Origin of the sequence: Streptomyces sp. NPDC048521, from assembly GCF_043199855.1 — a bacterium.
In the GTDB taxonomy this organism is placed as follows: Bacteria; Actinomycetota; Actinomycetes; order Streptomycetales; family Streptomycetaceae; genus Streptomyces.
In genome coordinates, this window is sequence record NZ_JBICWR010000001.1 from 114,387 (window position 1) to 136,051 (window position 21,665).

A 21,665-nucleotide genomic window follows, 5' to 3' on the forward strand; every position below is an offset into this window, starting at 1 on the left:
GACACTCATGGTCCGCGCAGGCCTGACCACCGAGCGCCTGGTCCGGGCGGGTGCCGAGCTGGCCGACGAGGTCGGCTTCGACCAGGTGACGGTCTCGGCGCTGGCGCGGCGGTTCGACGTCAAGGTGGCGAGCCTGTACTCGCACCTGAAGAACTCCCAGGACCTGAAGACGCGGATCGCGCTGCTCGCCCTGGAGGAACTGGCCGACCGCGCCGCCGACGCACTCGCCGGACGGGCCGGCAAGGACGCCCTGCGCGCCTTCGCGAACGTCTACCGCGGCTACGCCCGCGAGCACCCCGGCCGCTACGCGGCGGCCCGCCACCCGCTGGACCCCGAGGCGGCGGCCGCGAGCGCGGGCGGCCGGCACGCGCAGATGACCCGGGCGATCCTGCGCGGCTACGACCTGTCCGAGCCGGACGAGACCCACGCGGTGCGCCTCCTCGGCAGTGTCTTCCACGGCTATGTGAGCCTGGAGACCGCCGGCGGGTTCAGCCACAGCGCCCCCGACTCGCAGGAGTCGTGGACGCGGATCCTGGACGCCCTCGACGCCCTGCTGCGCAACTGGCCCACCCCTGAGACCACCGACTCCCCCTGATCCTCGAAACACGGGCCCCCACCCCGGGGGTGTCCGGTTCGACGGTGGTCGCGCACGGGCGGCCCCTCCGCGGACCAGGCCAGCTGAGCCGAACCTGGCCGCATGAGCCGTACCGGGCAGCATGAGCCGTACCGGGCCGCTGAACCCCGCAGGGTCGTCCGGGGCGTAACTGCCGTCCCGGGCGGATCAGACCAGGTGGGCGAAGACGACCAGGTTCTCGGTGTAGTCCCCCACCGCGTGGTCGTAGTCCCCGGAGCAGGTGATCAGCCGCACCTCGGGGCGCGCGGCGTCGGCGTACACGCGCTTGCTGGGGAAGTCGTCCTTCGCGAAGGACTCGGCAGTGTCGACCACGAACTCCGCCTTCCGCCCGTCGGCGCGCTCCACGGAGAACCTGTCGCCGGGCTCGAGCTGGTCCAGGTCGGCGAAGACGGCGGCGGAGGTCGTCGTGTCGACGTGGCCGGCGATGATCGAGGTGCCCTGCTCACCGGGCGAGGCGCCGTCGGCGTACCAGCCGACGAGGTTGGTGTCGGCCGCCGGCGGCGGTTCGAGCTGGCCGGTGGCGCTCAGCGCCAGGGATGTGAACGGCGCGTCCACCGAGATCTTGGGAATGAGCAGGCGGGTCGGTGCGGAGCGGGGCAGCGCCTTGTCGGCCTGGGGCGGGTCGGCCTGAGCGGCGGCGCTCGCGGCCGGGGTGGGGGAAACGCCCGACGCGTCATCGGACCCGTGGTGGCCGCCGAACATGCTGACGGCGAGAACGGCGATCGCCAGGCCCCACAGCGCCAGCCGCCCACCGTTGCCGGAATGGGGCTCGCCCGGTGACGGTTCGGCGGGGGTCGGGGAGGACGGGTCTGCTGCCATCGGGCATCACCTCACTCGGGCACGGCAGCACGGGTTTCAGGGCAGGGGCAGGGTGCCGGAAACGGCGTGCGGGGCGGCTCGCAGGGGGCGCGGGCCGCCGGCACGGTGGACGCGCCGACGGCGCCCGCAGCCCCTGAAGCGTGCCGCCCCGTCAGGACGCGGGCGCCGTCGCCTTCTTGCGGCGCAGTGCGTACATGCCGGTGGCGCCTACGGCGAGCACGGCCAGTCCGCCCGCGGTGACACCGGGAGTGGCGAGCGCGCCGCCACCGGTGTGCATGCCGCCGTGCGGCTTCTCCTTCTCCTTGTCCTCGCCTCCGCCCCACTCGTCCTTGCCGCGGCCGCCGTCCTGCCCCTTGTCCTTGTAGCTGTCGGGGTCGAACCGGCTGTCGTCGCGACCGGAGCCCGAGCCCGAGCCCGAGCCCCAGTCGTCGCTGCCCAGCACCGAGGCGAGCGCTCCGCCACCCGTGTGCATTCCGCCGCGCGGCTCGTCGCGCCCTCCGTCGTCGTCGTGCTCCTTGCCGTAATCCTTGTCGTGGTCCTTGCCGGAGCCCTTGTCGTGGTCCTTGCCGGAGCCCTTGTCGTGGTCGCTGTCGGAGTCGTGGTCCCGGCTGTATGAGGAGTCGTCACGGCCTCCGTCGTCGCCACCGTGGGAGGCGAGCGCGACGCCCGGCGAGGCGATGGCGAGGGCAGCGCCGGCAGCCGCCGTGGCCAGAAGCATGCGGGCAGAACGCATAGTGATGTCCTTCCGACGTGGCCGGGCAGCGGATACCTCATCAGCTGGAAAGACCCGGCCTCGACATGAACCACCGTCAGTGAGGGACCTGGCTCCCACCATCCGGGCCGCCCAGCCGGGGCACCGCACCACCCGTCTGACCCAGTGAGCCCGCCCCGCGACCCCTCGTCCGGGCGAATCGGCGCGTGCACCGGACGGGCTTCCGAGATCCCGCCGGTCAGGTCGGCCTCGGGCTCGGCATCGCCGGGTGCGCCGCGCTGGCCCTGGGCATCGCCGTCGGTCATCTGGCGGACCGGCGTGGGGCGCGGGGCGTCTACGCGGCCACGCTGGTGGCACAGGCGCTGGCGACGGCCGCGTTCACGCTGGCGCACGGCTTCTGGTCGTTCGTGCTCGTGGTGTCGGCCGCGATGGGTGCGAAGGGGGCGGGGGCGGCCGCGCGCGGTCCGCTCGTCCGGCACTACGGCGGCACCCGTCCGCAGGAGTTCCGGGGCTACCTCCGCGCGGTGACGAACGTCGGCGTCTCGGTCGGCGCCCTGCTGGCGGGCTGGGCCGTACAGGTGGGCACCCACACCGCCTACCAGGTGCTGGTGGCCGGACTGGCGCTGTCCTGCGCGGCCTCCGCGGCGGCCCTCGCCCTGTTGCCGCCGGTGGCGCCCTCGCCCGCGCCCCGGGGCCCGCGCTGGATCGCCCTGCGCGACCGCCCCTACCTCCTGCTCACCGTCCTGGTCGGCGTGATGGCCGTGCAGTTCAAGGTGCTCACCGTCGCCGTCCCGCTGTGGCTGGTCGGCGCCACGTCGGCGCCGCACTGGATGATCTCCGGCACCATGCTGACCGGCACCGTGATGGTGATCATGCTTCAGGTCCGCGCCGGGCGCGGGGTCGTCTCCCCCGCGGCCGGGGGACGCGCCTACCGACGGGCGGGGTTCGCCTTCCTCGCCGCCTGCGCGCTGGTACCGCTGTCGGCGGGGGTCCCCGGGTGGGTCGCGGCCGCGGTGCTCGTCGTCGCCGTGGTGGTGCACGCCGTCGGGGAGTTGTGGCACGCGGCCGCCGGATTCGAGGTGTCGTTCGCGCTCGCCCCGGACCACGCCACGGGCCAGTACCTCGGGGTGTTCGGGCTGGGTGCCGGGCTGGCCGAGGCGTTCGGTCCGGCGCTGCTGATCTCCCTCTGCGTCGAGTGGGGGCGGCCGGGCTGGTACGTCGTCGGCGCTCTCTTCGCCGTGACCGGGCTCCTCGCTCCGCCCGCGGTGCGCCGGGCACAGCGGCGGGGCGGCGCCCGGCGAGCACCGGAGCCGGCCGTGGAACAGGCAGGGGCCGTGGTCTGAGCCTGCCGTCCGGCGCAGCCGCCGTACCTCGTCCGGGGGGATCGAGTGTACGACCGTGCGGGCAACCATCACCGAACCCGACAATCCATCAGGTTTCCGGCGGCGCCGCACGGACGCCCTGCCGAGAAGGGGCCGGCCCATGCTCGAAACCACCCTGCTCAGACGAAGTGGCCGCCGACTGGTCACGGCGTCCGTCGGCGCTCTGATCGCCATGACGGCCGCGGTCGGACCGGCCCGGGCCGACGTGGGAGACGTGACGGAGTATCCGATCACCACCAGGGCCGACAGCGGCCCCGCCGGAATCACCTCCGGGCCGGACCACGCGCTGTGGTTCGCGGAGAGCGGTGCCGGGCGGATCGGACGGATGGCGGTCGACGGCACCGTCACCGACTTCCCGACCTCGGGGCCGGACACCGGTCCGACCGAGATCACCCAGGGACCGGACCGGGCCCTGTGGTTCACCGAAGTCACCGCCGGGCGGATCGGCCGCATCACCACCTCCGGCCGGCTCGCCGAGTTCCGGATCCCGACCGCCGACAGCGGCCCGTCCGGGATCGCGCCCGGTCCCGACAGGGCCCTGTGGTTCACCGAGGCGAACGGCAACAAGATCGGCCGCGTCACGACCTCGGGACGGTTCTCGGAGTATCCGGTGCCCACCCCGAACGCCTACCCGTACTCCATCGCGGCGGGCGGGGACGGCGCCCTGTGGTTCACCGAACTGGGCTCCGGGAAGATCGGGCGGATCACCACCTCCGGACGGATCACCGAGTTCCGGCTGCCCGGGGACTCCGACTTCCCCGACGACATCGCCGCCGGGCCGGGCGGGATGTGGATCACCGCGTCCGGCTCGAACTCGGTCGACCGCATCTCCTCGACCGGCCGGGTCACCCGGTTCGCACTACCCGATCCGGACAGTCTCCCGAGCGGCATCACCCGTGGGCCCGACGGCAGGATCTGGTACACCGATCAGTCCGGCCGCATCGGCAGGATCTCCGCGAACGGCAGGGTCGCCACCTTCCCGGTGCCGGGCGGCGCGGACAAGGTGCCCTTCCGTCTGACGACGGGTCCCGACCGCGGGGTGTGGTTCACGGAGCTGATCGGCAACGCTCTCGGACGCGTCCAGGCGCTCCCCCGGTAGACCTCGACGCGCATCGGTCCCCTCGCGCCCCCTCTTGTTATGACCGCCGTCATAACGCAGGCTGGTGCCCGCAGCACGGCAGGCCGACGCGGTGGGAGGAAGCGGTGGCGGACGCAAGGGCGCGGGCCCTGTGGGAGCGGTACGAGCCGGTGCACGATCTCGTGTATTTCACACCGGAGGCGCGCCGGGCGGCGGACGCGCTCGGCATGCGCGGTTTCTGGATGGGGTACTTCGCGCTGCGGGCCGCGCCGCTCGGCGCGGTCTCGCCGTCCGTGGTGACCGCCTCTTTCTACGTCTTCCACCCTGGCCGGGTGGCCCGGGCGCTGCCGGACGCCTGGGGGTACGCGGCTCCGGAGGAGGTACTGGCGGCGCGCCTGGCGGCCATGGACGCGGCGATGACCCGCCTGTTCGGGCCGGACGTCGTCGGCTCGGCCGGGTTCGCCGAGGCCGCGGACCTGGCTTGGCAGGCCGCGGCGGCCGCGGACACCACGGGCCGGGTGCCGGCCGCCGCCAACCAGGCGCTGGAGCGTCCGGAGCGGCCCACCGCGCGCCTGTGGCAGGCCCTCACCACTCTGCGCGAGCACCGGGGGGACGGGCATGTCGCGGTGCTGGTGAGCCAGGGGCTCGGGCCCGTCGACGCCATGGTGCTCAAGGCGGCGTCCGGCGAGTGCGACGGGCCGTTTCTGCGCCAGACGCGGAAGTGGGAGCAGGCGGACTGGACGGCGGCCGAGGCGCGGCAGCGGGAGCGCGGCCGGCTCGCGGCGGACGGGTCGCTCACCTCGGCCGGTGCGGAGCTGCGCGGCGAGGTGGAGGCGCTGACCGACGCGGCGGCCGAAGGTCCCTGGACCGCACTCGGCGCCGACCGCACCGCCCGCCTGGCCCAGTTGCTGGAACCACTGGCCCACACCGTCGAGACCGCGCACCTCCTGCCGCCCGGCAACCCGGTGGGTCTGACCCGAGCCTCGTTCCCCACCGGCCACTGAGACCACCGCGGACAACTCGGCCCGGCCCAACCGGGATTCGCACCCGGCCGCCACCGAGCACACCGCGGGCAACCGGTCCGGCCGAACCGGGGGCTCGCATGCGGCGGGGTTTGACTGGAAACAGCCGTAGGAATGGTTGAAGCGGCCGACGATGAGCCCTTGTTGCGGGCCGTACTCTTGGGCCGTGGTCAACCGAGACGAGGATCCAGGACAGGTGGCGTCCCGGCTCACCGGACGCGCGGTCACCGATGCCCGGGCGGCGTCCGGCCGACCCGCCGAAGTGACGCTGGACGGCGGGACGCCGGTGATGGTCAAGCGTGGTGACGCTCCCGGGGCCGTGCGCGCCGAGGTGGCCGGGCTGCGCTGGCTGGCCGCGGCGGACGCGGTCGCGGTGCCGGCGGTGCTCGGGCACGACGAGCGCTGGATGGTGACCGAGCGGGTGCCGACCGGGCATCCCGACCCCGAGGCGGCGTTGCTTTTCGGCCAGGCGCTGGCCGCGCTGCACGCCGCCGGTGCGCCCCACTTCGGGGCGCCGCCGCCCGGCGGACCCGAGGACGCGTACATCGGCCTCGCCCCGATGCGCAACACGCCGGGGATTGACTGGCCCGGCTGGTACGCCGAGCACCGCGTGCTGCCGTATGTGCGCGGCGCGGTCGACCGCGGCACGCTCCGCCCGGCCGAGGCGGCCGTGTTCGAGCGGGTCTGCGCACGGCTGCCCGAACTGGCGGGGCCCGCCGAGCGGCCCGCGCGGCTGCACGGCGACCTGTGGAACGGAAACGTGCTCTGGGGCGCCGACGGCGAGGTCCGGCTCATCGACCCGGCCGCGCACGGCGGACACCGGGAGACCGACCTGGCCATGCTCCGGTTGTTCGGCTGCCCGCACCTGGACCGGGTGCTCGCCGGGTACGAGGAGGCGGCGCCCCTGGCCGACGGCTGGCGGGACCGGGTCGGGGTGCACCAGCTCTTCCCGCTGCTGGTGCACGCGGTGCTGTTCGGGCGCGGGTACGCGGAACAGGCCCTGGCGGCGGCGCGGGACGCGCTCGCGAGGTGACCCTGCGCCACCCTCCGCTCCCCCGCGTGTCGTCGACTGTGACATCCGGCACTCCCTCACCGCCGGGATCGCCTCCCCAGCCATGGTTACGGAGAGTAAGGAAACCAATCACCCGTTCGATTCGTATAAGGACGTGAAAGCCGAATCAGGGAGAGACCATGCAACCGTTCACGCTCAACTACGCGCGCCCCGCAGTGCAGTTGGACGTCACCACGCCGTACGCGTACGACTCCGGACTGCAGTTGAACGTCCTCCCGGACGGGCGGATCGCCGCCACCGACCACGCGACCCTGAGAGCGCTCGGAACGACGACGTCGACCGCCGGCTCCAAGACGCACTTCGACGACTGAACCACGGGCCCTGGAAGATGACCGTGCTCATCCTGACCAGTGAAGAGGACGTGACGGCGGACATGGTGGTCCTCCGGCTGGGCGAGGCCGGCGTGCCCGTCGTCCGGCTCGATCCCGCCGATCTCACCAACGGGGTGGCGCTGTCGGGCGAGTACGTGCGAGGCGCCTGCCGCGGCCATCTGTCCGTCGGTGGGCGCCTGGTGAGCATGAACGGCCTGCGCTCCATCTGGGTCCGCAGGCCCGGGGACGCGGCCGCCCGCGCGGCCCAGCCGTCCGCCTGGCTGACGGAGGAGTCGTCGCAGGCGCTGTACGGCATGCTGCGCGCCACCGACGCGCGCTGGATGAACCATCCGGACGCCGCCCGCCGCGCCCGCCACAAGCCCTGGCAGCTGCACCTCGCCCAGCGCAGCGGACTGCCCGTGCCGGCCACGCTGATCACGACGTTCCCGCAGGCGGCCCGGGAGTTCGCGGAACGCTTTCCGGACCTGGTGGTCAAGCCGGTCTCCGGGGCGCATCCGCAGGAGCCGCCGCGTGCGGTGCCGACCAGCCGGGTCGCCCCGGACGCCGACTTCGCGGCGGTGGCCTTCGGTCCGACGCTGTTGCAGCGGCGGGTCGCCAAGCGGGCCGACATCCGGCTCACCGTCGTCGGTGGCACGCTGCTGGCCGCGCGCAAGCCCGCCGACCCGCAGGCCCATCCGGACGACGTGGACGTCCGCTTCGCCCCGTCGGTCTCCCCCTGGCTGCCCGCGGAGGTGCCCCCGCGGATCGCCGAGGGTGTGCTGCGCTACCTGAGTGACGCGGAACTGGCTTACGGTGCCTTCGACTTCGCGGAGGACGCGGACGGGATCTGGTGGTTCCTGGAATGCAACCAGTCCGGCCAGTTCGGGTTCGTCGAGATGGACACCGGCCAGCCGATCGCCGCCACGATCGCCAAGTGGCTCGCCGGGCGGGGGGACACGGGCGGAACGTGTGCGGAGGGCGATCGGAGCGCACCATCTTGAGGTGCGGGGAACGGCTCGGAGAAAGGAACGCGACATGCGCATAGGACTGCTGGGAACCGGCCCTTGGGCGCGGGCGGCGTACGCTCCCGCCCTCGCCGGGCACACCGGCGTGGAGTTCGCCGGTGTGTGGGGGCGGCGGCCGGAGGCGGCCACCGAACTGGCTGAGCAGTACGGCGTCGCCGCCTATGCCGACGTGGACGCGCTGCTGGCCGACGTGGACGCCGTGGCAGTGGCCCTGCCGCCGTCCGTGCAGGCGGAGTTGGCCGTGCGCGCGGCACGGGCGGGCCGCCATCTGCTGCTGGACAAGCCGCTGGCGGTGTCGGTCGCCGAGGGGCGGGCCGTCGCGGAGGCGGTGGAGCGCGCCGGGGTGGCCTCGGTGGTCTTCTTCACCGCCCGCTTCCAGAAGGAGCCGGAGGCATGGATCGAGGAACAGGCGGCCGTCTCGGGCTGGTTCACGGCGCGGGCGCAGTGGCTGGGGGCGGTGTTCACGACCGACAGTCCGTTCGCGGCCTCGCCGTGGCGGCGGGAGAAGGGCGCGCTGTGGGACGTCGGCCCGCACGCCCTGTCGGTGCTGCTGCCGGTGCTCGGTGACGTACGCCAGGTCATGGCGGCCGCGTACGGTCCAGCGGACACCGTCCATCTGGTCCTCGACCACACCACCGGCGCGTCGAGCACCCTCACGCTGAGCCTGACGGCCCCGCCCGCGGCGGCCGGGGCCGATGTGGAACTGCGGGGCGAGGCGGGGGTGTCGCTGCTGCCGGCAAGCTCCGAGGGAGCGGTCCCCGCGCTCACCCGCGCCACCGATGCCCTGGTGACGGCCGCCCGCACCGGCCGCCCGCACGGCTGCGACGCCGCGTTCGGCCTGCGCGTCACCGAGATCCTTTCGACGGCGGAGGCCCGGCTGGCGGGCGGCGCGGACTAGGCACCGCCCGGATCAGCCGACGGCGCCTCCGGCACAGCCGACGGCGCCTTCCGCCCGGTCGAGCGTCGGGGCACGGACCCCGGCGCTCGACCGCTGTGCGCTCCGCCGTCGGTCACCGCATCGTCAGCACGTCACCCGGCGGCGACGGCGGCGTCGGCGGGGACGGCCCAGTAGTTGACGCGTTCCCGTACGACCGGGTAGCCCACCTTGGCGAAGTGCGCGGCCATCGGAACGTTGCCCCGGTCGGTGGCGGCGGCGATGAACTCGGCGCCGTGTTCGGCCAGGAAGTGGGTGCACTCGACGAGCAGGTCGTAGGCGTAGCCGTGGCCGCGCTGCTCGGGCACCACGCCGATGAAGGCGATGCACGGTCCGGCGGGATTGCGGGCGGGGATGTGGATGCCGACCGGTTCGCCCTCGGGTGTGCGGGCGATCTGCCACCAGGCGCGCGGTGACGGCATCCAGTGGAAGATGTCGAGCTCCTCCTGCGCGGCCTGGTCCACTCCGCCCTGTTCGACGGCCCGGCGGGCGTGGGCGTCCAGGGTGCCGGAGTGGATGCGGCGCAGCAGGTCGAGGAAGACGGCGTCGTCCGGTTCGGCGTCGAAGACGAGGCGTCCGGGCCGCTCGGGCAGGCCGCGGTCCGCGGTCCAACGGTAGAGGAAGCGCTCCACCAGCGGTTCGTAGCCGGCGGTGCGCGCGGCGGCCGCCCGGGTGTCCGCGGCCGCGCGCAGCCGCGGGTCGTCGCGCCAGCCGGGGGGCATGTCGAGTTCGAGTTCGTCGCAATCCCAGGGCGCGGTCCGCAGGAGTTCGGCGCCGGCGGACTCCTCGCCCTCGGCGACGTCGAACCAGTTGATCACGAGTGGCTCGGCGTCCTCGGGCCGGCCCCACCAGGCGGCGCGGGCCACGGTGCGGCCGTCGCGCAGGGCGATGCGCTGCCAGTCGGGGCGGTATCGGGTCTGCCGGTGCTTCTCGCGGAAGCCCAGCGGGTCGGGCATGGTGTCGAAAAGGTGCGCACTGCTCTCGTCGAGCGTGCGGATGACCAGGTCGGTCACGGATCCTCCGGGATGCGGCTTGCGTGGGCGCGCTCCCGGTCAGGCGTGGCACACCCGGGCGACGGGGAGAGGGGAGCGCTGGATGACAGTGGCCATGACACTCGCCTCCTTCCGTCGGTCTCGGGCGTGCGGTTCAGACAGTATGCGGGCCGAGCTCGGGCGTCCACCGCTTTTTCGGCGGCCCCCCGCGGGGGGCCCGGCCGGGAGGAGGCCCCGTCGTGGGCGGCGGCGTAGCGTGGTCACGTGGGATCGGTGCGCGGCTGGGCGTCGCGTGGACGCCGGGAGGATCGGGGCTGGTTGCGGGGCGCGCCGCCGCCGTGGTGGATCCGGGTGCTGCCCGTGCTGCTGCTCGCGGGGGTGACCGCGGCGACGCTGGTCACCGCGCACGCGCGCGATCTCGGGTTCCTGCTGGGGGCGATTCCGCCGCTGGCGGTCCTGTCCTACGGCCCGCTGGCGACCGCGGTCCTCGGCGTGGGCGTGGTCGTGGTGCTGAATCTTCCCGCCACCCATCTGAACAGCCCTGGCAACACCGATCTGCTCACCATCGTCTTCGTGGCCGTGCTGAGTGTGTTCGTGTCCTTCGTGCGCAGCCACCGGGACGCCCAGCTGAACATGGAGCGGTCGATCGGCGAGGCCGTGCAGCGGGCGGTCATGCCGCCGCTGCCGGAGCGGGTCGGAGGCGTCGGCTGCACGGGCTTCTACCGGGCCGCGCAGGACGGGACGCTGGTGGGCGGCGACTTCTTCGACGTGCGGCCGGGGCCGTGCGGGGTACGGGCGGTGATGGGCGACGTCCAGGGGCACGGGTTGTCGGCGGTCGCCACGGTGGTGTCGCTGCTGGGGGCGTTCCGGGAAGCGGCGCTTGACCAGCCGGATCTTGAGTCGGTGGTGGCCCGGATGGACCGCAGACTGGGGGTCGACTCGGCGGGCGTGCGGCACGCGGAGCTGTTCGCCACCGGGCTGCTGCTGGAGTTCTCGCCCGACACGCGTGCGGTGCGGGTGGTGGCCTGCGGGCATCCGGCCCCCGTCCTGCTGCGCGAGGGCCAGGCCCTCGAGCTGACCGTGGCGCCCGGCCCGCCGCTGGGGCTCGGACTGGTGGGCCTCGATCCGCCGAAGGAGATCACCGTGGCGCTCGGTCCGGGCGATCGGCTGTTCCTGGCCTCCGACGGCCTGTGGGAGGCCAGGAACGCCGTCGGCGCCTTCTATCCGCTGACCGAGCGGCTGGCCTCCCTGACCGGCACGGCCTCCGCCGAGCTGCCCGGCGCGGTGTGGGCGGATCTGCTACGGCTGGGCCACGAGGTCCGGGACGACGCCACGATGCTGGTGCTGACGCCCGAGCCGCCGGTCGTCTGATCTCGCGGAATCCACAGGCCGACAAGGCCCCTCGTCCCGCTCCCGCAGCGCCGGTCCCCCGTCAGCCCACGTCCCACAGGAAGCGGTGGGTGTGGATGCCGAAGTACGGGAAGGACTGGATCTCGCGGACGCCGTCGAGGGGGCGGACCACGTCGTTGACGAAGTCCAGCAGGGCCTTCGGGCCGGAGGCCACCACCTCGGCGAACAGATCGAATCCGCCCGAGGTCAGCACTGAGTAGACGACCTCGGGGCGTTCGGCGAGCGCGTCGGCGACGATCCGGGGATCGCCGTCCACGCCGATGCCGAGCAGGGCCATCGCCTGCCCGCCCATGGCCATCGGGTCGGTGACGCCGACCACCTGGACGGTCCTGGAGTCCAGCAGGCGCTGCAGTCGCTGCCGGGCCGCCGAGGCGGACAGGCCGACCTTCGGCCCTAGGTCGGCGTAGGCGATCCGGCCGTCGGTCTGCAGCTCGCGCAGGATGGCCCGGTCGATCTCGTCCACGGGTTTCCTTTCGTTCCGGCTCGGGCCGACCGCGTGCCTTCAGCCGATCAGTTCGGCGAGGGCGGCGGCGAAGACCCCGGTGTGGGTGTCGACGTCCTGCTCGGTGGTGTCGGGGCACATGAGCGCCATGTTGTGGAACGGGGTCAGCAGGATCCCCCGGTTGGCGAGGTAGAGGTGGAGGAAGTCCTCCAGCTCCTCGTCGGAGGCGGCTGCGGACTCGGTGCCGGTGCGCGGCGCCGGGGAGGTGAAACGGTACTCGGTACGGGCGCCGAGTCTGCTGACGGACCAGGGCAGTCCGTGCGCCTGGATACCGGCCCGGACCCCCTCCTCGAAGCGCTCGGAGAGCGTGGCCATCCGGGCGAAGGCGTCGTCGGTGAGGACGTGCTCCAGGGTGGCCCGGGTGGCGGCGACCGACAGCGCGTTGCCGGCCAGGGTGCCGCCGACGCCGCCCATGTCGACCAGGTCGAGGTCGGTGCGGGCCAGCAGCCGCTCGGCCAGCTCGGCGGAGAGCCCGTACGCGCCGGCCGGGATGCCGCCGCCGATCGCCTTGCCGATGGTCAGCAGGTCGGGCTCGAGGTCCCACGCGGCCGTGCAGCCGCCGGGGCCGGCGGAGAAGGTGTGGGTCTCGTCGTTGATGAGCAGGGTGCCGGAGCTGCGGGTCAGCTCGCGGACGCCGGCCAGGTAGCCGGGCTCCGGCAGCACGATGCCGATGTTGGTGAGGGCGGGCTCCATGAGGACGGCGGCGACGTCCCCGTGGGCCAGCTCGCGCTCCAGTGCGGCCAGGTCGTTGAACTCGGCGACCCGGCTGGTCAGCGTCACGTCGCAGGGCGCGCCGACGTTGCCGGGGCGTGCGGTGCCCGCGCCGTCCGGACCGACGACGATCAGCGACTCGTCCACGCTGCCGTGGTAGCAGTAGCTGTTCACCAGGATCTTCGGTCGGCCGGTGACGGCCCGGGCGAGCCGGATCGCCCAGCGGTTGGCGTCGGTCGCGGTGAGCGAGAAGCTCCAGCGGGCCAGGCCGAAGCGGCGGGTCAGCTCGGCGCCGACCCATTCGGCGTCTTCCGTGGGCAGCATGGCGGTGGCCCCGCCCAGTTCGGCGTACCGCCGCTGCACCGCCTCGGTGACCGGGGCCGGCGAGTGACCGGCCATGGCACCGGTGTCCCCGAGGCAGAAGTCGATGTACTCGTGGCCGTCCACGTCCGTGACCCGGGCGCCGCGGGCCCCGGCCAGGTAGCGGGGGAAGGCTCCGGCCGTCTTGTTCATCCAGGTCATCGGCACCCGGCCGAAGAGGTGGTCGGCCCGCGCGTACGCCGCCCGCGAGCGCGGGTTGCGGCGTTCGGCCTCGGCGCTCTCGCGGGCCAGAAGGGCGTGCAGACGCGTGCGGTCCATGGAGTACCTCGCTGCGGGACGATGACGAATATCGTGACCCTACGACTGGAACAGCGACTACTTCAAGGGATTACGCATGGATCGATTGCCTGCACGATGGAATCGATCGCGACAGCGGCGCACGGCAACCGGAAGGGGGACGCATCCCCCTGTCTCGACTGACGTACCGGCAAGCGGAGTTCGAACGTCTGCCCTTAAACGCCAGGCCGCGCCACCCCTTCCGCCATGTAGAAATATCTACGAGCATGCATATGCCGGGTTGGGGTGCAGGTGCACGAAGTGCCCGGTCGCAGCCGTTCCCTGCGCCCAGAGCAGGCGAGCGAGAAAACCCGGAGCAGTGCATGACGAACACGATGTGGATGCGGGGCGTGGAGTGGCTGGCCGCGGCGGCGGCCGATCCGCGCGCCTGCAAACGGGAGTGGGACCGTGGGGAGGGCATCGCGCTGCTGGAGGCGGGTCGCTTCTGGGACATGCTGAGCGTTCCCGAGCGGCTGGGCCTGCTCACCCTGGACCTGCTGTGGCGGCCCTCGCTGCCGGTCCCGGGCCCGACCCTGGTGGACACCGCGGCGGGCCGGGTGGGGTTCTTCCTGCCGCCGGATCCGTCCGGGGGCTGGGTGGGCTCCGGCCTGCGGTACGCCGGCAAGGGGTCCTGGGTCGCCGTACCACCGCCGTACCGGCCCGCCCGCTCCCTGGAGTGGCTCGTGCCGCCCGACGGCACCGGTGCGCTGCACTCGCCGGGCACCCTGGAGGAAGCGCTGCGGCAGGCCAACGGCACCCTGGCCGTCCTGGCGCCGCTGCACGGGCGGTAGCCGATCACGTGCGCTGGGGCTCGGCTCGCGCACGCAGGGCGAGCCCGGGGAAGGGGGTTCCCCAGCAGGTCCGGTCCGCTGGGGACGGTCCGCCCCCGCGCCCGCCACTGCGCGACGAGCCGGGCGTGGATCGGCTCCCGGGTCCGGTCCACCGGGCGCGTGTGATCCGCCCGGCGCGTGTCGTGCTTCCGCGAGCCGAGTAAAGGGCGCGTTCCGCGTCGCCTTCGGCGATGGCCCATGCGTTCCGCCCGTAGGACGGGCATCCCGCCGGGCCGTCTCGCCCGCCGTCCGAGGCCCTGGGTTACGACGGGCGCGGTGGGGCGGGCACTCCTATGCTGGAAGGCCGGGCGCCGGCGTCCCGCTCATCGCACGGTTGCGTCCCACGTGCTTGGAGTCAGCCCATGCCGCATCCATTCGCACGTCTGCGCAGGGGGGCCGTGGTCGCCGTGACGGCGGGAACGTTGCTGGCGCCGCTCGGAGCGGGTGCCGTACCGGCCTCCGTACCGGCAGTGTTCGCCGCCGGGACGCCCAGCCCGTCGCCCTCGGAGTCGGACGTCCGCGCCCTCACCCCCGGCGTGGCACGCCAACTCGACGCATCCGTGCAGCGGGTGGTGCGCGAGGCGAACGTGCCCGGCGTGACCGTCGGCATCTGGACGCCGGGGCAGGCGGGTTACGTCCGCTCGTTCGGTGTCGCCGACGAGGCGAGCGGCCGGAAGATGGCGCCGGACCTCTACACGCGCATCGGCAGCGAGACCAAGACGTTCACCGTGACCGCGCTGCTGCAACTGGTGGACCAGGGAGCGGTCGGCCTGGACGATCCGATCGGCAAGTACGTCGACGGCGTCCCGAACGGCCACCGGATCACGCTGCGCCAGCTGGCCGGCATGCGCAGCGGGCTGTTCAACTACTCCGAGGACGAGGACTTCTTCAAGGCGCTCACCTCCGATCCGCAACGCCCCTTCACCCCGCGGCAGTTGCTCGGCTACGCCTTCAAGCACCCGGTGCTCTTCGAGCCGGGGCAGAAGTTCTCCTACTCCAACACGAACCTGATCCTGCTCGGCCTGGTGGTGGAGAAGGAGAGCGGTCAGCAGCTCGGGGACTACATCAAACAGCACATCCTCGACCCGGCCGGCATGAGGAACACGCTCTTCCCGACGGGCAGCGAGTTCCCCGAGCCGCACGCGCAGGGCTACACCGACCAGACGGCCGACGGCAAGGTCACCGAAACGGCCGGCTGGAACCCCTCCTGGGCCTGGGCCGCCGGAGCGATGGTCTCGACACTGGACGACCTGCGCATCTGGGCGCGGACCGTCGCCACCGGCGAACTGCCGGACAGAAGGCGGATGCTCAGCCCCGACACGCAGCGGCAGCGGCTCATCACCCCGGCGACGCCGATCCCGGGCGCCGGGTACGGGCTGGGCATCTTCGACGTCCAGGGGTGGCTCGGCCACAACGGGTCCCTGCCGGGGTACGAGTCCCTGACCATCTACCTCCCGTCGACGCGAACCAGCATCGTGGTGCTCCTCAACACCGACATCGACCACGACGGCGAGGAACCCAGCACCCTGTTCGGCCGGGCGATCACGCGGATCATCTCCCCACGGCACGTCTTCGACCTGCCGGCCGAGCCTGCGGCCAGGTGAGGGAGGGCGCGGGGCCGCGACCGGTCCCCCGTTCCGGTCGTGCCCCGCGGAGCGTCCACACAGGCGTCGGCGAGCCGGTCGCGGCCGACGGTGTCGCACTCCGACGACGTACACACGGGCGGTGTCTTCCTCCAGCAGTCCGGGCCACAGTCCTGCGGCGACCCGGCGGGCGGAGGCGGTGTCCTCCACCATGAGCAGTTGCAGGATCGCCACCCGCAGGTCGGACGTGACCCGCCGCAGCCGGTGACCGGTGTCGGCCAGCTCCCTTTCCCGCAGGAGCAGTTCCAGCACTGCGGCGGTGTGACCGAGGACGTCGGCGGTGTGCCGGTCGAAGGGGGCGGTACGGGCCACGGCCAGCACGACGCAGCGCGGCCCGCGCCCCGGTCGGACGGACATGGCTCCGCCGGCGGCCTGGGGGGGTGGGCCGCCGGCGGAGACGCCGCGCCCGGAGCGGGGGGAAGGCCCCGGGCGGTTCACCGTTCGGATGCCCCGGAACCGACGCGGTACACACGGCGATTCCGGAAGGCACCGAAGGGCGGCGAGGACGCACCGATCGGGCGCGGACGGCCGCACGCCGGGCCTGCGCGCACCACGCCCGGCGACGGCATAAGCTCGGCGGATGGCGAAGTACTTCGACGTGCATCCTGAGAACCCGCAGCCGCGCAGCATCGCCCAGATCGCCGACGCGGTGCGCTCGGGGGCGCTCATCGCATACCCGACCGACTCCTGTTACGCGCTGGGCTGCCGCCTGGGCAGCCGGGACGGCATGGACCGGATCCGTTCCATCCGCCGGCTCGACGACCGGCACCACTTCACGCTGATGTGCCGGGACTTCGCACAGCTCGGCCAGTTCGTGCGGGTGGACAACGACGTGTTCCGGGCCGTGAAGGCCTCCACGCCCGGCAGCTACACCTTCATCCTTCCGGCCACCCGCGAGGTGCCGCGCAAGCTGCTGCACCCGAAGAAGAAGACGGTGGGTGTGCGCATCCCCGACCACGTGGTCACCCAGGCACTGCTGGCAGAGCTGGGCGAGCCGCTGCTGTCCAGCACGCTGCTCCTGCCGGACGAGGAGGAGCCGCTGACCCAGGGCTGGGAGATCAAGGACCGGCTCGACCACGCGGTGGACGCGGTGGTCGACTCCGGCGACTGCGGGACGGAGCCGACGACGGTGGTGGACTTCTCCGGCGGCGAGGCGGAGATCGTCCGGCGGGGTGCGGGAGACACCAGCCGCTTCGAGTGAGGACGCGGCCCACCGGATGCGGCGTTCGGGATCTCGCGTGACAGCATGGGCGGTAGTCACGGCGTCGCGGCGGCCGTTGCCGACCGACGCCCGTTTCCCGAACGGTTCCTTGAGGGAGGGCCTTCCCACCATGTCCGATGTCCAGGGATCCGCCGTCGACATCCCCACCGAGGACGGCGTCGCCGATGCCTACCTCGCCCACCCCGCCGACGGGCGCCCCCGTCCGGCCGTGCTGTTCTACCAGGACGCCTACGGCCTGCGCCCGCACCTGAGGTCGATGGCCGACCGGCTGGCCGGCGCTGGTTACACGGTGCTGGTGCCGAACGTGTTCTACCGCCTCGGCCGGGCCCCGGTCGTGGATCTGCCCGGGTTCATCGACCCGGGCGCGGACCCGTCCCTCTGGGAACGGCTCGGCCCGGTCGTGTCCTCGCTGACGCCGGAACTGGCCGAGCGGGACGCGGGCGCCTATCTGCGCTGGCTGGCCGGCAGCCCGCTCGCGGCCGACGGCCCGGTCGCGCTCACCGGCTACTGCATGGGCGCCCGGCTCGTCCTGTGGACGGCGGCCGCCCACCCGGACCGGGTCGCGGCGGCGGCCGGGTTCCACGGCGGGCGTCTTGCCACCGACGATCCGGGCAGCCCGCACCTGGGCGCCCCGGCCATCACCGCGGAGCTGTACTTCGGGCACGCCGACGACGATCCGTCGCTGCCCCCGGAGCAGGTCGCGCGCTTCGAGGAGGCCCTGTCCGCCGCCGGGGTCCGGCACACCTGCGAGGTCTACGCGGGTGCTCCCCACGGCTACACGCAGGCGGACACGACCGCCTACCGGCGCGAAGCCGACGAGCGGCACTGGTCGGCCCTGCTCGACCTGCTCGAGCGCACCTTCTGACATCGGCTGCCCGCACCCTACTGACACCGGCTCACGGCGTCCGCCGCACGGGGGCGCCGGACCGATCCCGTCCGACTCATTGACATGGACGCATCCTGGCATGAATCTGAGAGCGCTCTCAGAACAGGTACGGACCAACGTCCGTACGACCCCGACCCCACACGGAGGTGGAGAGTGCCTCATCGGCTCACACGCCCCGCGCTGCCCCTGGCGGCCGCGGCGGCCCTGGTCGGCGGACTGCTCGCGCTCGGCGCGACGGACCGCGCCGATGCCGCCGTCCCGGACACCATCCCACTGAAGATCACCAACAATTCGGGCCGTTCCGAGCCCGTCTACGTCTACGACCTCGGCACCCAGCTGTCCTCGGGACGGCAGGGCTGGGCCGATGCGAGCGGCACCTTCCACGCCTGGCCGGCCGGCGGGAACCCCCCGACTCCCGCTCCGGACGCGGCGATTCCCGGACCGGCCGCCGGACAGTCGACGACGATCCGCATACCGAAGTTCTCCGGCCGGATCTACTTCTCCTACGGCCGCAAGCTCGACTTCAGGCTGACCACCGGCGGGCTGGTGCAGCCGGCCGTGCAGAACCCGTCCGACCCCAACCGGGACATCCTCTTCAACTGGTCGGAGTACACGCTCAACGACTCCGGGCTGTGGCTCAACAGCACCCAGGTGGACATGTTCTCGGCGCCGTACGCGGTCGGCGTGCAGCGGGCCGACGGCAGTGTCAGCAGTACCGGGCACCTCAAGTCCGGTGGCTACACCGGCTTCTTCAACGCCCTGCGCGGGCAGCCGGGCGGCTGGGCCAACCTGATCCAGACGCGTTCCGACGGCACCGTGCTGCGTGCCCTGTCCCCGCTGTACGGCGTGGAGACCGGTGCGCTGCCGGCGAACGTGATGGACGACTACGTCAACCGGGTCTGGCAGAAGTACTCGACGTCGACACTGACCGTCACGCCGTTCGCCGACCAGCCGAACACCAAGTACTACGGCCGGGTGTCGGGCAACGTCATGAACTTCACCAACTCCTCAGGCGCGGTCGTCACCAGCTTCCAGAAGCCGGACGCCTCCAGCATCTTCGGCTGTCACAAGCTGCTGGACGCACCCAACGACAACGTCCGCGGCCCCATCTCCCGGACGCTGTGCGCCGGTTTCAACCGCTCGACGCTGCTGACCAACCCCGGCCAGCCGGACACCACGTCGGCGAACTTCTACCAGGACGCGGTGACCAACCACTACGCCCGCAAGGTCCACGCGCAGATGGCCGACGGGAAGGCGTACGCGTTCGCCTTCGACGACGTCGGCCACCAGGAGTCGCTGGTCCATGACGGCAGCCCGCAGCAGGCGTACCTGACGCTGGATCCGCTGAGCTGACACGGCACGGTCCCGCACCCGGACAGCAGGGTGCGGGACCGCGGCCGTACGGTTCAGCTCGTCGTCAGGGCCGTGTCGTCCGCGACGAAGCTGGTCTGCAGCGAGGAGTCCTCCACGCCGTTGAACTTCAACGTGACCGTCGAACCCGCCAGCGAGGACAGGTCGAAGGACTTCTGGCTGTAGCCGGAGGCCGCGTTGACGTTCGAGTAGGTCGCGAGGGTCTTCGAACCGGCGGTCACCGTCAGCTTGTCGTACTGGGTGGTGCCGGTCTCCGCGGTGTCGATGTGCAGGTAGAAGGTCAGGGTCGCCTTGCAGCCCGCGGGGATCGTCACCGACTGGGACAGCGTGTCGGTGTGCGTGCTGCCGTAGCCGTCGAGCCAGGCCTTGTAGGAACCGCCGTGGGACGCCTCACCGCTGTCCGTGGTGATGACACCGCTGGTCGCGGTCCAGCCGGTGCTGCCGGACTCGAAGCCGGGGTTGCTCAGCAACTGGGCCGAGGTGCACCCGCCGCCTCCGCCGGTACTGACCGTCCAGGTGAAGGTCGCGGTGCCGGTCGCGCCGGTCGAGTCGGTCACCGTGACGGTGGTGCTGGAGGTGCCCGCCGCGGTGGGCGTACCGGTGATCAGGCCGGTGGAGCTGTTGATCGACAGGCCCGACGGCAGACCGGAGGCGCTGTACGTCAGCGCGCCGCTGTTGGTGCTGCTCGCCCGGATCTGCAGGCTCACGGCCGTGCCGACGGTCGAGGACTGGCTGCCCGGGTTGGTGACCGTCACCCCGTTGCTCGGCGGGTTGATGTGGCCGCCGACGTTGATGCCGGCGAAGGCGTTGCCCACCCCGGCGTACTGCGTGGAGTTGGTGCCGTACAGGGCGGCGGCCGCGTTGAGGGCGGCGGTGCGGGCGCCGGCGTAGTTGGTGCTGGACGTCATGTACGTCGTCAGCGCCTTGTACCAGATCTGCAGGGCGGCGGCCCGGCCGATGCCGGTGACGGCGACGCCGTCGGAGGTGGGGCTGTTGTAGGTCACGCCGTTGATGACCTTGGTGCCGCTGCCCTCGGAGAGCAGGTAGAACATGTGGTTCGCCGGGCCCGAGGAGTAGTGCACGTCGAGGTTGCCGACTCCGGAGTACCAGCTGTCGGCGGAACCGCCGTCCTTGCTCGGCTTGTCCATGTACCGCAGCGGCGAGCCGTCGCCGTTGATGTCGATCTTCTCGCCGATGAGGTAGTCACCGACGTCCTTGGAGTTGTTCGCGTAGAACTCCACGCCCGTGCCGAAGATGTCGGAGGTCGCCTCGTTCAACCCGCCCGACTCACCGCTGTACTCGAGACCGGCGGTGTTGGAGGTGACGCCGTGGCTCATCTCGTGGCCGGCCACGTCCAGCGAGGTCAGGGCGTGGGTGTTGCCCGAGCCGTCGCCGTAGGTCATGCAGAAGCAGCTGTCGTCCCAGAAGGCGTTGACGTACCCGCTGCTGTAGTGGACGCGGCTGTAGGCGGCGACGCCGTCGTTGCGGATGCCGCTGCGCCCGAAGGTGTTCTTGTAGAAGTCCCAGGTCTCCTGCGCGCCGTAGGCCGCGTCGGCGCCGGCCGTCTGGGTGTTGGAGCCGGTCCCGTCACCCCAGACGTCGTCGGCGTCGGTCATCAGGGTGCCGGTGCCGGAGGTGCCCCGGTTGAGGCTGTAGGTCTTGTGACCGCCGCGGGTGGTGTCGTAGAGCTGGTACGTCGAGCCCGACAGCGTGGTGTTCAGGGTGACGGCACCGCTGTACTGGGTGTTGCCGGTGCCGGTCTGGATCGCCTGGTACCGGTGCAGCTCCTTGCCGGTGGTGGCGTCGGTGACGACGTGCAGCCGGCTGGGCGTGCCGTCGTCCTGGAAGCCGCCGATCACCGTCTCCCAGGCGAGCTTCGGGGTGCCGGTGCCGGCCCAGATCACCTTGCGTGCGCTGTCGGTGGCGGGCTTCTCGGCGTCCAGGGACCGCGCGGTTGCGAGGGCCTTGGTCTCGGCGGCCGACTTGGTGAAGGTCGCGGTGGTGGAGGCGACCTTGATCCGGTGCTTGTTGTTGTACGTGGTGCTCACGGTTCCCGCGGCCAACGAGGCGGGCGGGGTGTGCACGACGAGGTCGCCGCCGAGGACGGGGAGGCCGGCGTACGTGCGCTCGTACCGCGTGTGCACGGTGCCGTCGTTGTCCTTGACGACATCCTTGACGACCAGCTTCTCCTTCGCGCCGAGCCCGAGCGTGCGGGCGGTCGCGGCGGTCGTCTGCTGGGCGCTCTTGATCAGCGCCTGGTGCTGCGCCGGGTTGAGCTTGGCCTCCAGGCCGCCGGTGCGCAGCGGGCTGGGGTGGGGGGCGGCCGGCGTGGCGGTCGCGGGGACCGCCTGCATGCCGACGGCGAGGAAGGCCGCGGCGGAGACCAGGGCGGCTCCGACCGTGGCCCGGCGACCTCTGTGGGGAAGGGGTCTGTGGGGAGAGCGTGTCACTC

General features: G+C 72.6%; 20 protein-coding genes. 14 read left to right on the forward strand and 6 right to left on the reverse strand.

Annotated elements, in window-relative coordinates; genetic code table 11:
* Positions 1-7 precede the first annotated feature (7 nt).
* Complete coding sequence (locus ACGFRF_RS00540) at positions 8-595, forward strand: TetR/AcrR family transcriptional regulator (protein ID WP_393735703.1); 588 nt, start codon at positions 8-10, stop codon at positions 593-595.
* Positions 596-781: 186 nt separating this feature from the next.
* Here the strand turns inward: ACGFRF_RS00540 and ACGFRF_RS00545 are convergent, their stop codons facing one another.
* Complete coding sequence (locus ACGFRF_RS00545; protein WP_393735705.1) at positions 782-1,453, reverse strand: class F sortase; 672 nt, start codon at positions 1,451-1,453, stop codon at positions 782-784.
* A gap of 151 nt (positions 1,454-1,604) precedes the next feature.
* Positions 1,605-2,186, reverse strand: coding sequence for a hypothetical protein (locus ACGFRF_RS00550; protein WP_393735707.1), 582 nt, complete (start codon positions 2,184-2,186; stop codon positions 1,605-1,607).
* Between the two features lie 185 nt (positions 2,187-2,371).
* On the opposite strand from ACGFRF_RS00550, the gene ACGFRF_RS00555 reads away from it, so the two are divergent.
* The 7 genes from ACGFRF_RS00555 to ACGFRF_RS00585 all read left to right on the forward strand — a co-directional run bounded on the left by ACGFRF_RS00555 (position 2,372) and on the right by ACGFRF_RS00585 (position 8,953).
* Entirely contained in the window at positions 2,372-3,508 is a 1,137-nt protein-coding gene (locus tag ACGFRF_RS00555; RefSeq protein WP_393735709.1) for an MFS transporter, read from the forward strand.
* A gap of 139 nt (positions 3,509-3,647) precedes the next feature.
* Positions 3,648-4,646 (forward strand): hypothetical protein, encoded by a 999-nt coding sequence (locus ACGFRF_RS00560; protein WP_393735711.1) that lies wholly within the window; start codon positions 3,648-3,650, stop codon positions 4,644-4,646.
* Between the two features lie 104 nt (positions 4,647-4,750).
* Positions 4,751-5,629 (forward strand): hypothetical protein, encoded by an 879-nt coding sequence (locus tag ACGFRF_RS00565; protein WP_393735713.1) that lies wholly within the window; start codon positions 4,751-4,753, stop codon positions 5,627-5,629.
* 214 nt (positions 5,630-5,843) lie between these two features.
* On the forward strand, positions 5,844-6,680 hold the full coding sequence (locus ACGFRF_RS00570) for a fructosamine kinase family protein (RefSeq protein WP_393737078.1): 837 nt from the start codon (positions 5,844-5,846) through the stop codon (positions 6,678-6,680).
* A gap of 158 nt (positions 6,681-6,838) precedes the next feature.
* Positions 6,839-7,030, forward strand: a complete 192-nt coding sequence (gene tgmA / locus ACGFRF_RS00575) for a putative ATP-grasp-modified RiPP (RefSeq protein ID WP_020938095.1) — start codon at positions 6,839-6,841, stop codon at positions 7,028-7,030.
* Positions 7,031-7,047: 17 nt separating this feature from the next.
* A complete protein-coding gene (gene tgmB / locus ACGFRF_RS00580; protein WP_393735715.1) occupies positions 7,048-8,031 on the forward strand; it encodes an ATP-grasp ribosomal peptide maturase in 984 nt (327 codons plus the stop codon).
* Positions 8,032-8,065: 34 nt separating this feature from the next.
* Complete coding sequence (locus ACGFRF_RS00585; protein WP_393735717.1) at positions 8,066-8,953, forward strand: Gfo/Idh/MocA family protein; 888 nt, start codon at positions 8,066-8,068, stop codon at positions 8,951-8,953.
* Between the two features lie 131 nt (positions 8,954-9,084).
* Here the strand turns inward: ACGFRF_RS00585 and ACGFRF_RS00590 are convergent, their stop codons facing one another.
* Positions 9,085-10,002: a GNAT family N-acetyltransferase gene (locus ACGFRF_RS00590; protein ID WP_393735719.1), complete on the reverse strand. Its 918-nt coding sequence runs from the start codon at positions 10,000-10,002 to the stop codon at positions 9,085-9,087.
* 243 nt (positions 10,003-10,245) lie between these two features.
* On the opposite strand from ACGFRF_RS00590, the gene ACGFRF_RS00595 reads away from it, so the two are divergent.
* Positions 10,246-11,352: a PP2C family protein-serine/threonine phosphatase gene (locus ACGFRF_RS00595; protein ID WP_393735721.1), complete on the forward strand. Its 1,107-nt coding sequence runs from the start codon at positions 10,246-10,248 to the stop codon at positions 11,350-11,352.
* 61 nt (positions 11,353-11,413) lie between these two features.
* Here ACGFRF_RS00595 and ACGFRF_RS00600 read toward each other — a convergent pair whose 3' ends face one another.
* Together ACGFRF_RS00600 and ACGFRF_RS00605 are read right to left on the reverse strand one after the other, a co-directional pair.
* Positions 11,414-11,854, reverse strand: coding sequence for an Lrp/AsnC family transcriptional regulator (locus ACGFRF_RS00600; protein ID WP_393735723.1), 441 nt, complete (start codon positions 11,852-11,854; stop codon positions 11,414-11,416).
* 39 nt (positions 11,855-11,893) lie between these two features.
* Complete coding sequence (locus ACGFRF_RS00605; protein ID WP_393735725.1) at positions 11,894-13,243, reverse strand: transaminase; 1,350 nt, start codon at positions 13,241-13,243, stop codon at positions 11,894-11,896.
* Positions 13,244-13,584: 341 nt separating this feature from the next.
* On the opposite strand from ACGFRF_RS00605, the gene ACGFRF_RS00610 reads away from it, so the two are divergent.
* The 5 genes from ACGFRF_RS00610 (at position 13,585) to ACGFRF_RS00630 (ending at position 19,195) form a co-directional block, all read left to right on the forward strand.
* Positions 13,585-14,052: a hypothetical protein gene (locus ACGFRF_RS00610; RefSeq protein WP_393735727.1), complete on the forward strand. Its 468-nt coding sequence runs from the start codon at positions 13,585-13,587 to the stop codon at positions 14,050-14,052.
* A 401-nt stretch (positions 14,053-14,453) separates the two neighbouring features.
* Positions 14,454-15,695: a serine hydrolase domain-containing protein gene (locus ACGFRF_RS00615; RefSeq protein ID WP_393735729.1), complete on the forward strand. Its 1,242-nt coding sequence runs from the start codon at positions 14,454-14,456 to the stop codon at positions 15,693-15,695.
* A 619-nt stretch (positions 15,696-16,314) separates the two neighbouring features.
* Complete coding sequence (locus ACGFRF_RS00620; RefSeq protein WP_393735731.1) at positions 16,315-16,935, forward strand: L-threonylcarbamoyladenylate synthase; 621 nt, start codon at positions 16,315-16,317, stop codon at positions 16,933-16,935.
* 130 nt (positions 16,936-17,065) lie between these two features.
* Positions 17,066-17,821, forward strand: coding sequence for a dienelactone hydrolase family protein (locus ACGFRF_RS00625; protein WP_393735733.1), 756 nt, complete (start codon positions 17,066-17,068; stop codon positions 17,819-17,821).
* A 174-nt stretch (positions 17,822-17,995) separates the two neighbouring features.
* Positions 17,996-19,195, forward strand: coding sequence for a glycoside hydrolase family 64 protein (locus ACGFRF_RS00630; RefSeq protein ID WP_393735735.1), 1,200 nt, complete (start codon positions 17,996-17,998; stop codon positions 19,193-19,195).
* Between the two features lie 53 nt (positions 19,196-19,248).
* Here the strand turns inward: ACGFRF_RS00630 and ACGFRF_RS00635 are convergent, their stop codons facing one another.
* The gene (locus tag ACGFRF_RS00635; protein ID WP_393737079.1) at positions 19,249-21,567 is read right to left on the reverse strand and encodes a M4 family metallopeptidase; all 2,319 of its coding nucleotides are present in this window, start codon (positions 21,565-21,567) and stop codon (positions 19,249-19,251) included.
* Positions 21,568-21,665: the final 98 nt, after the last annotated feature.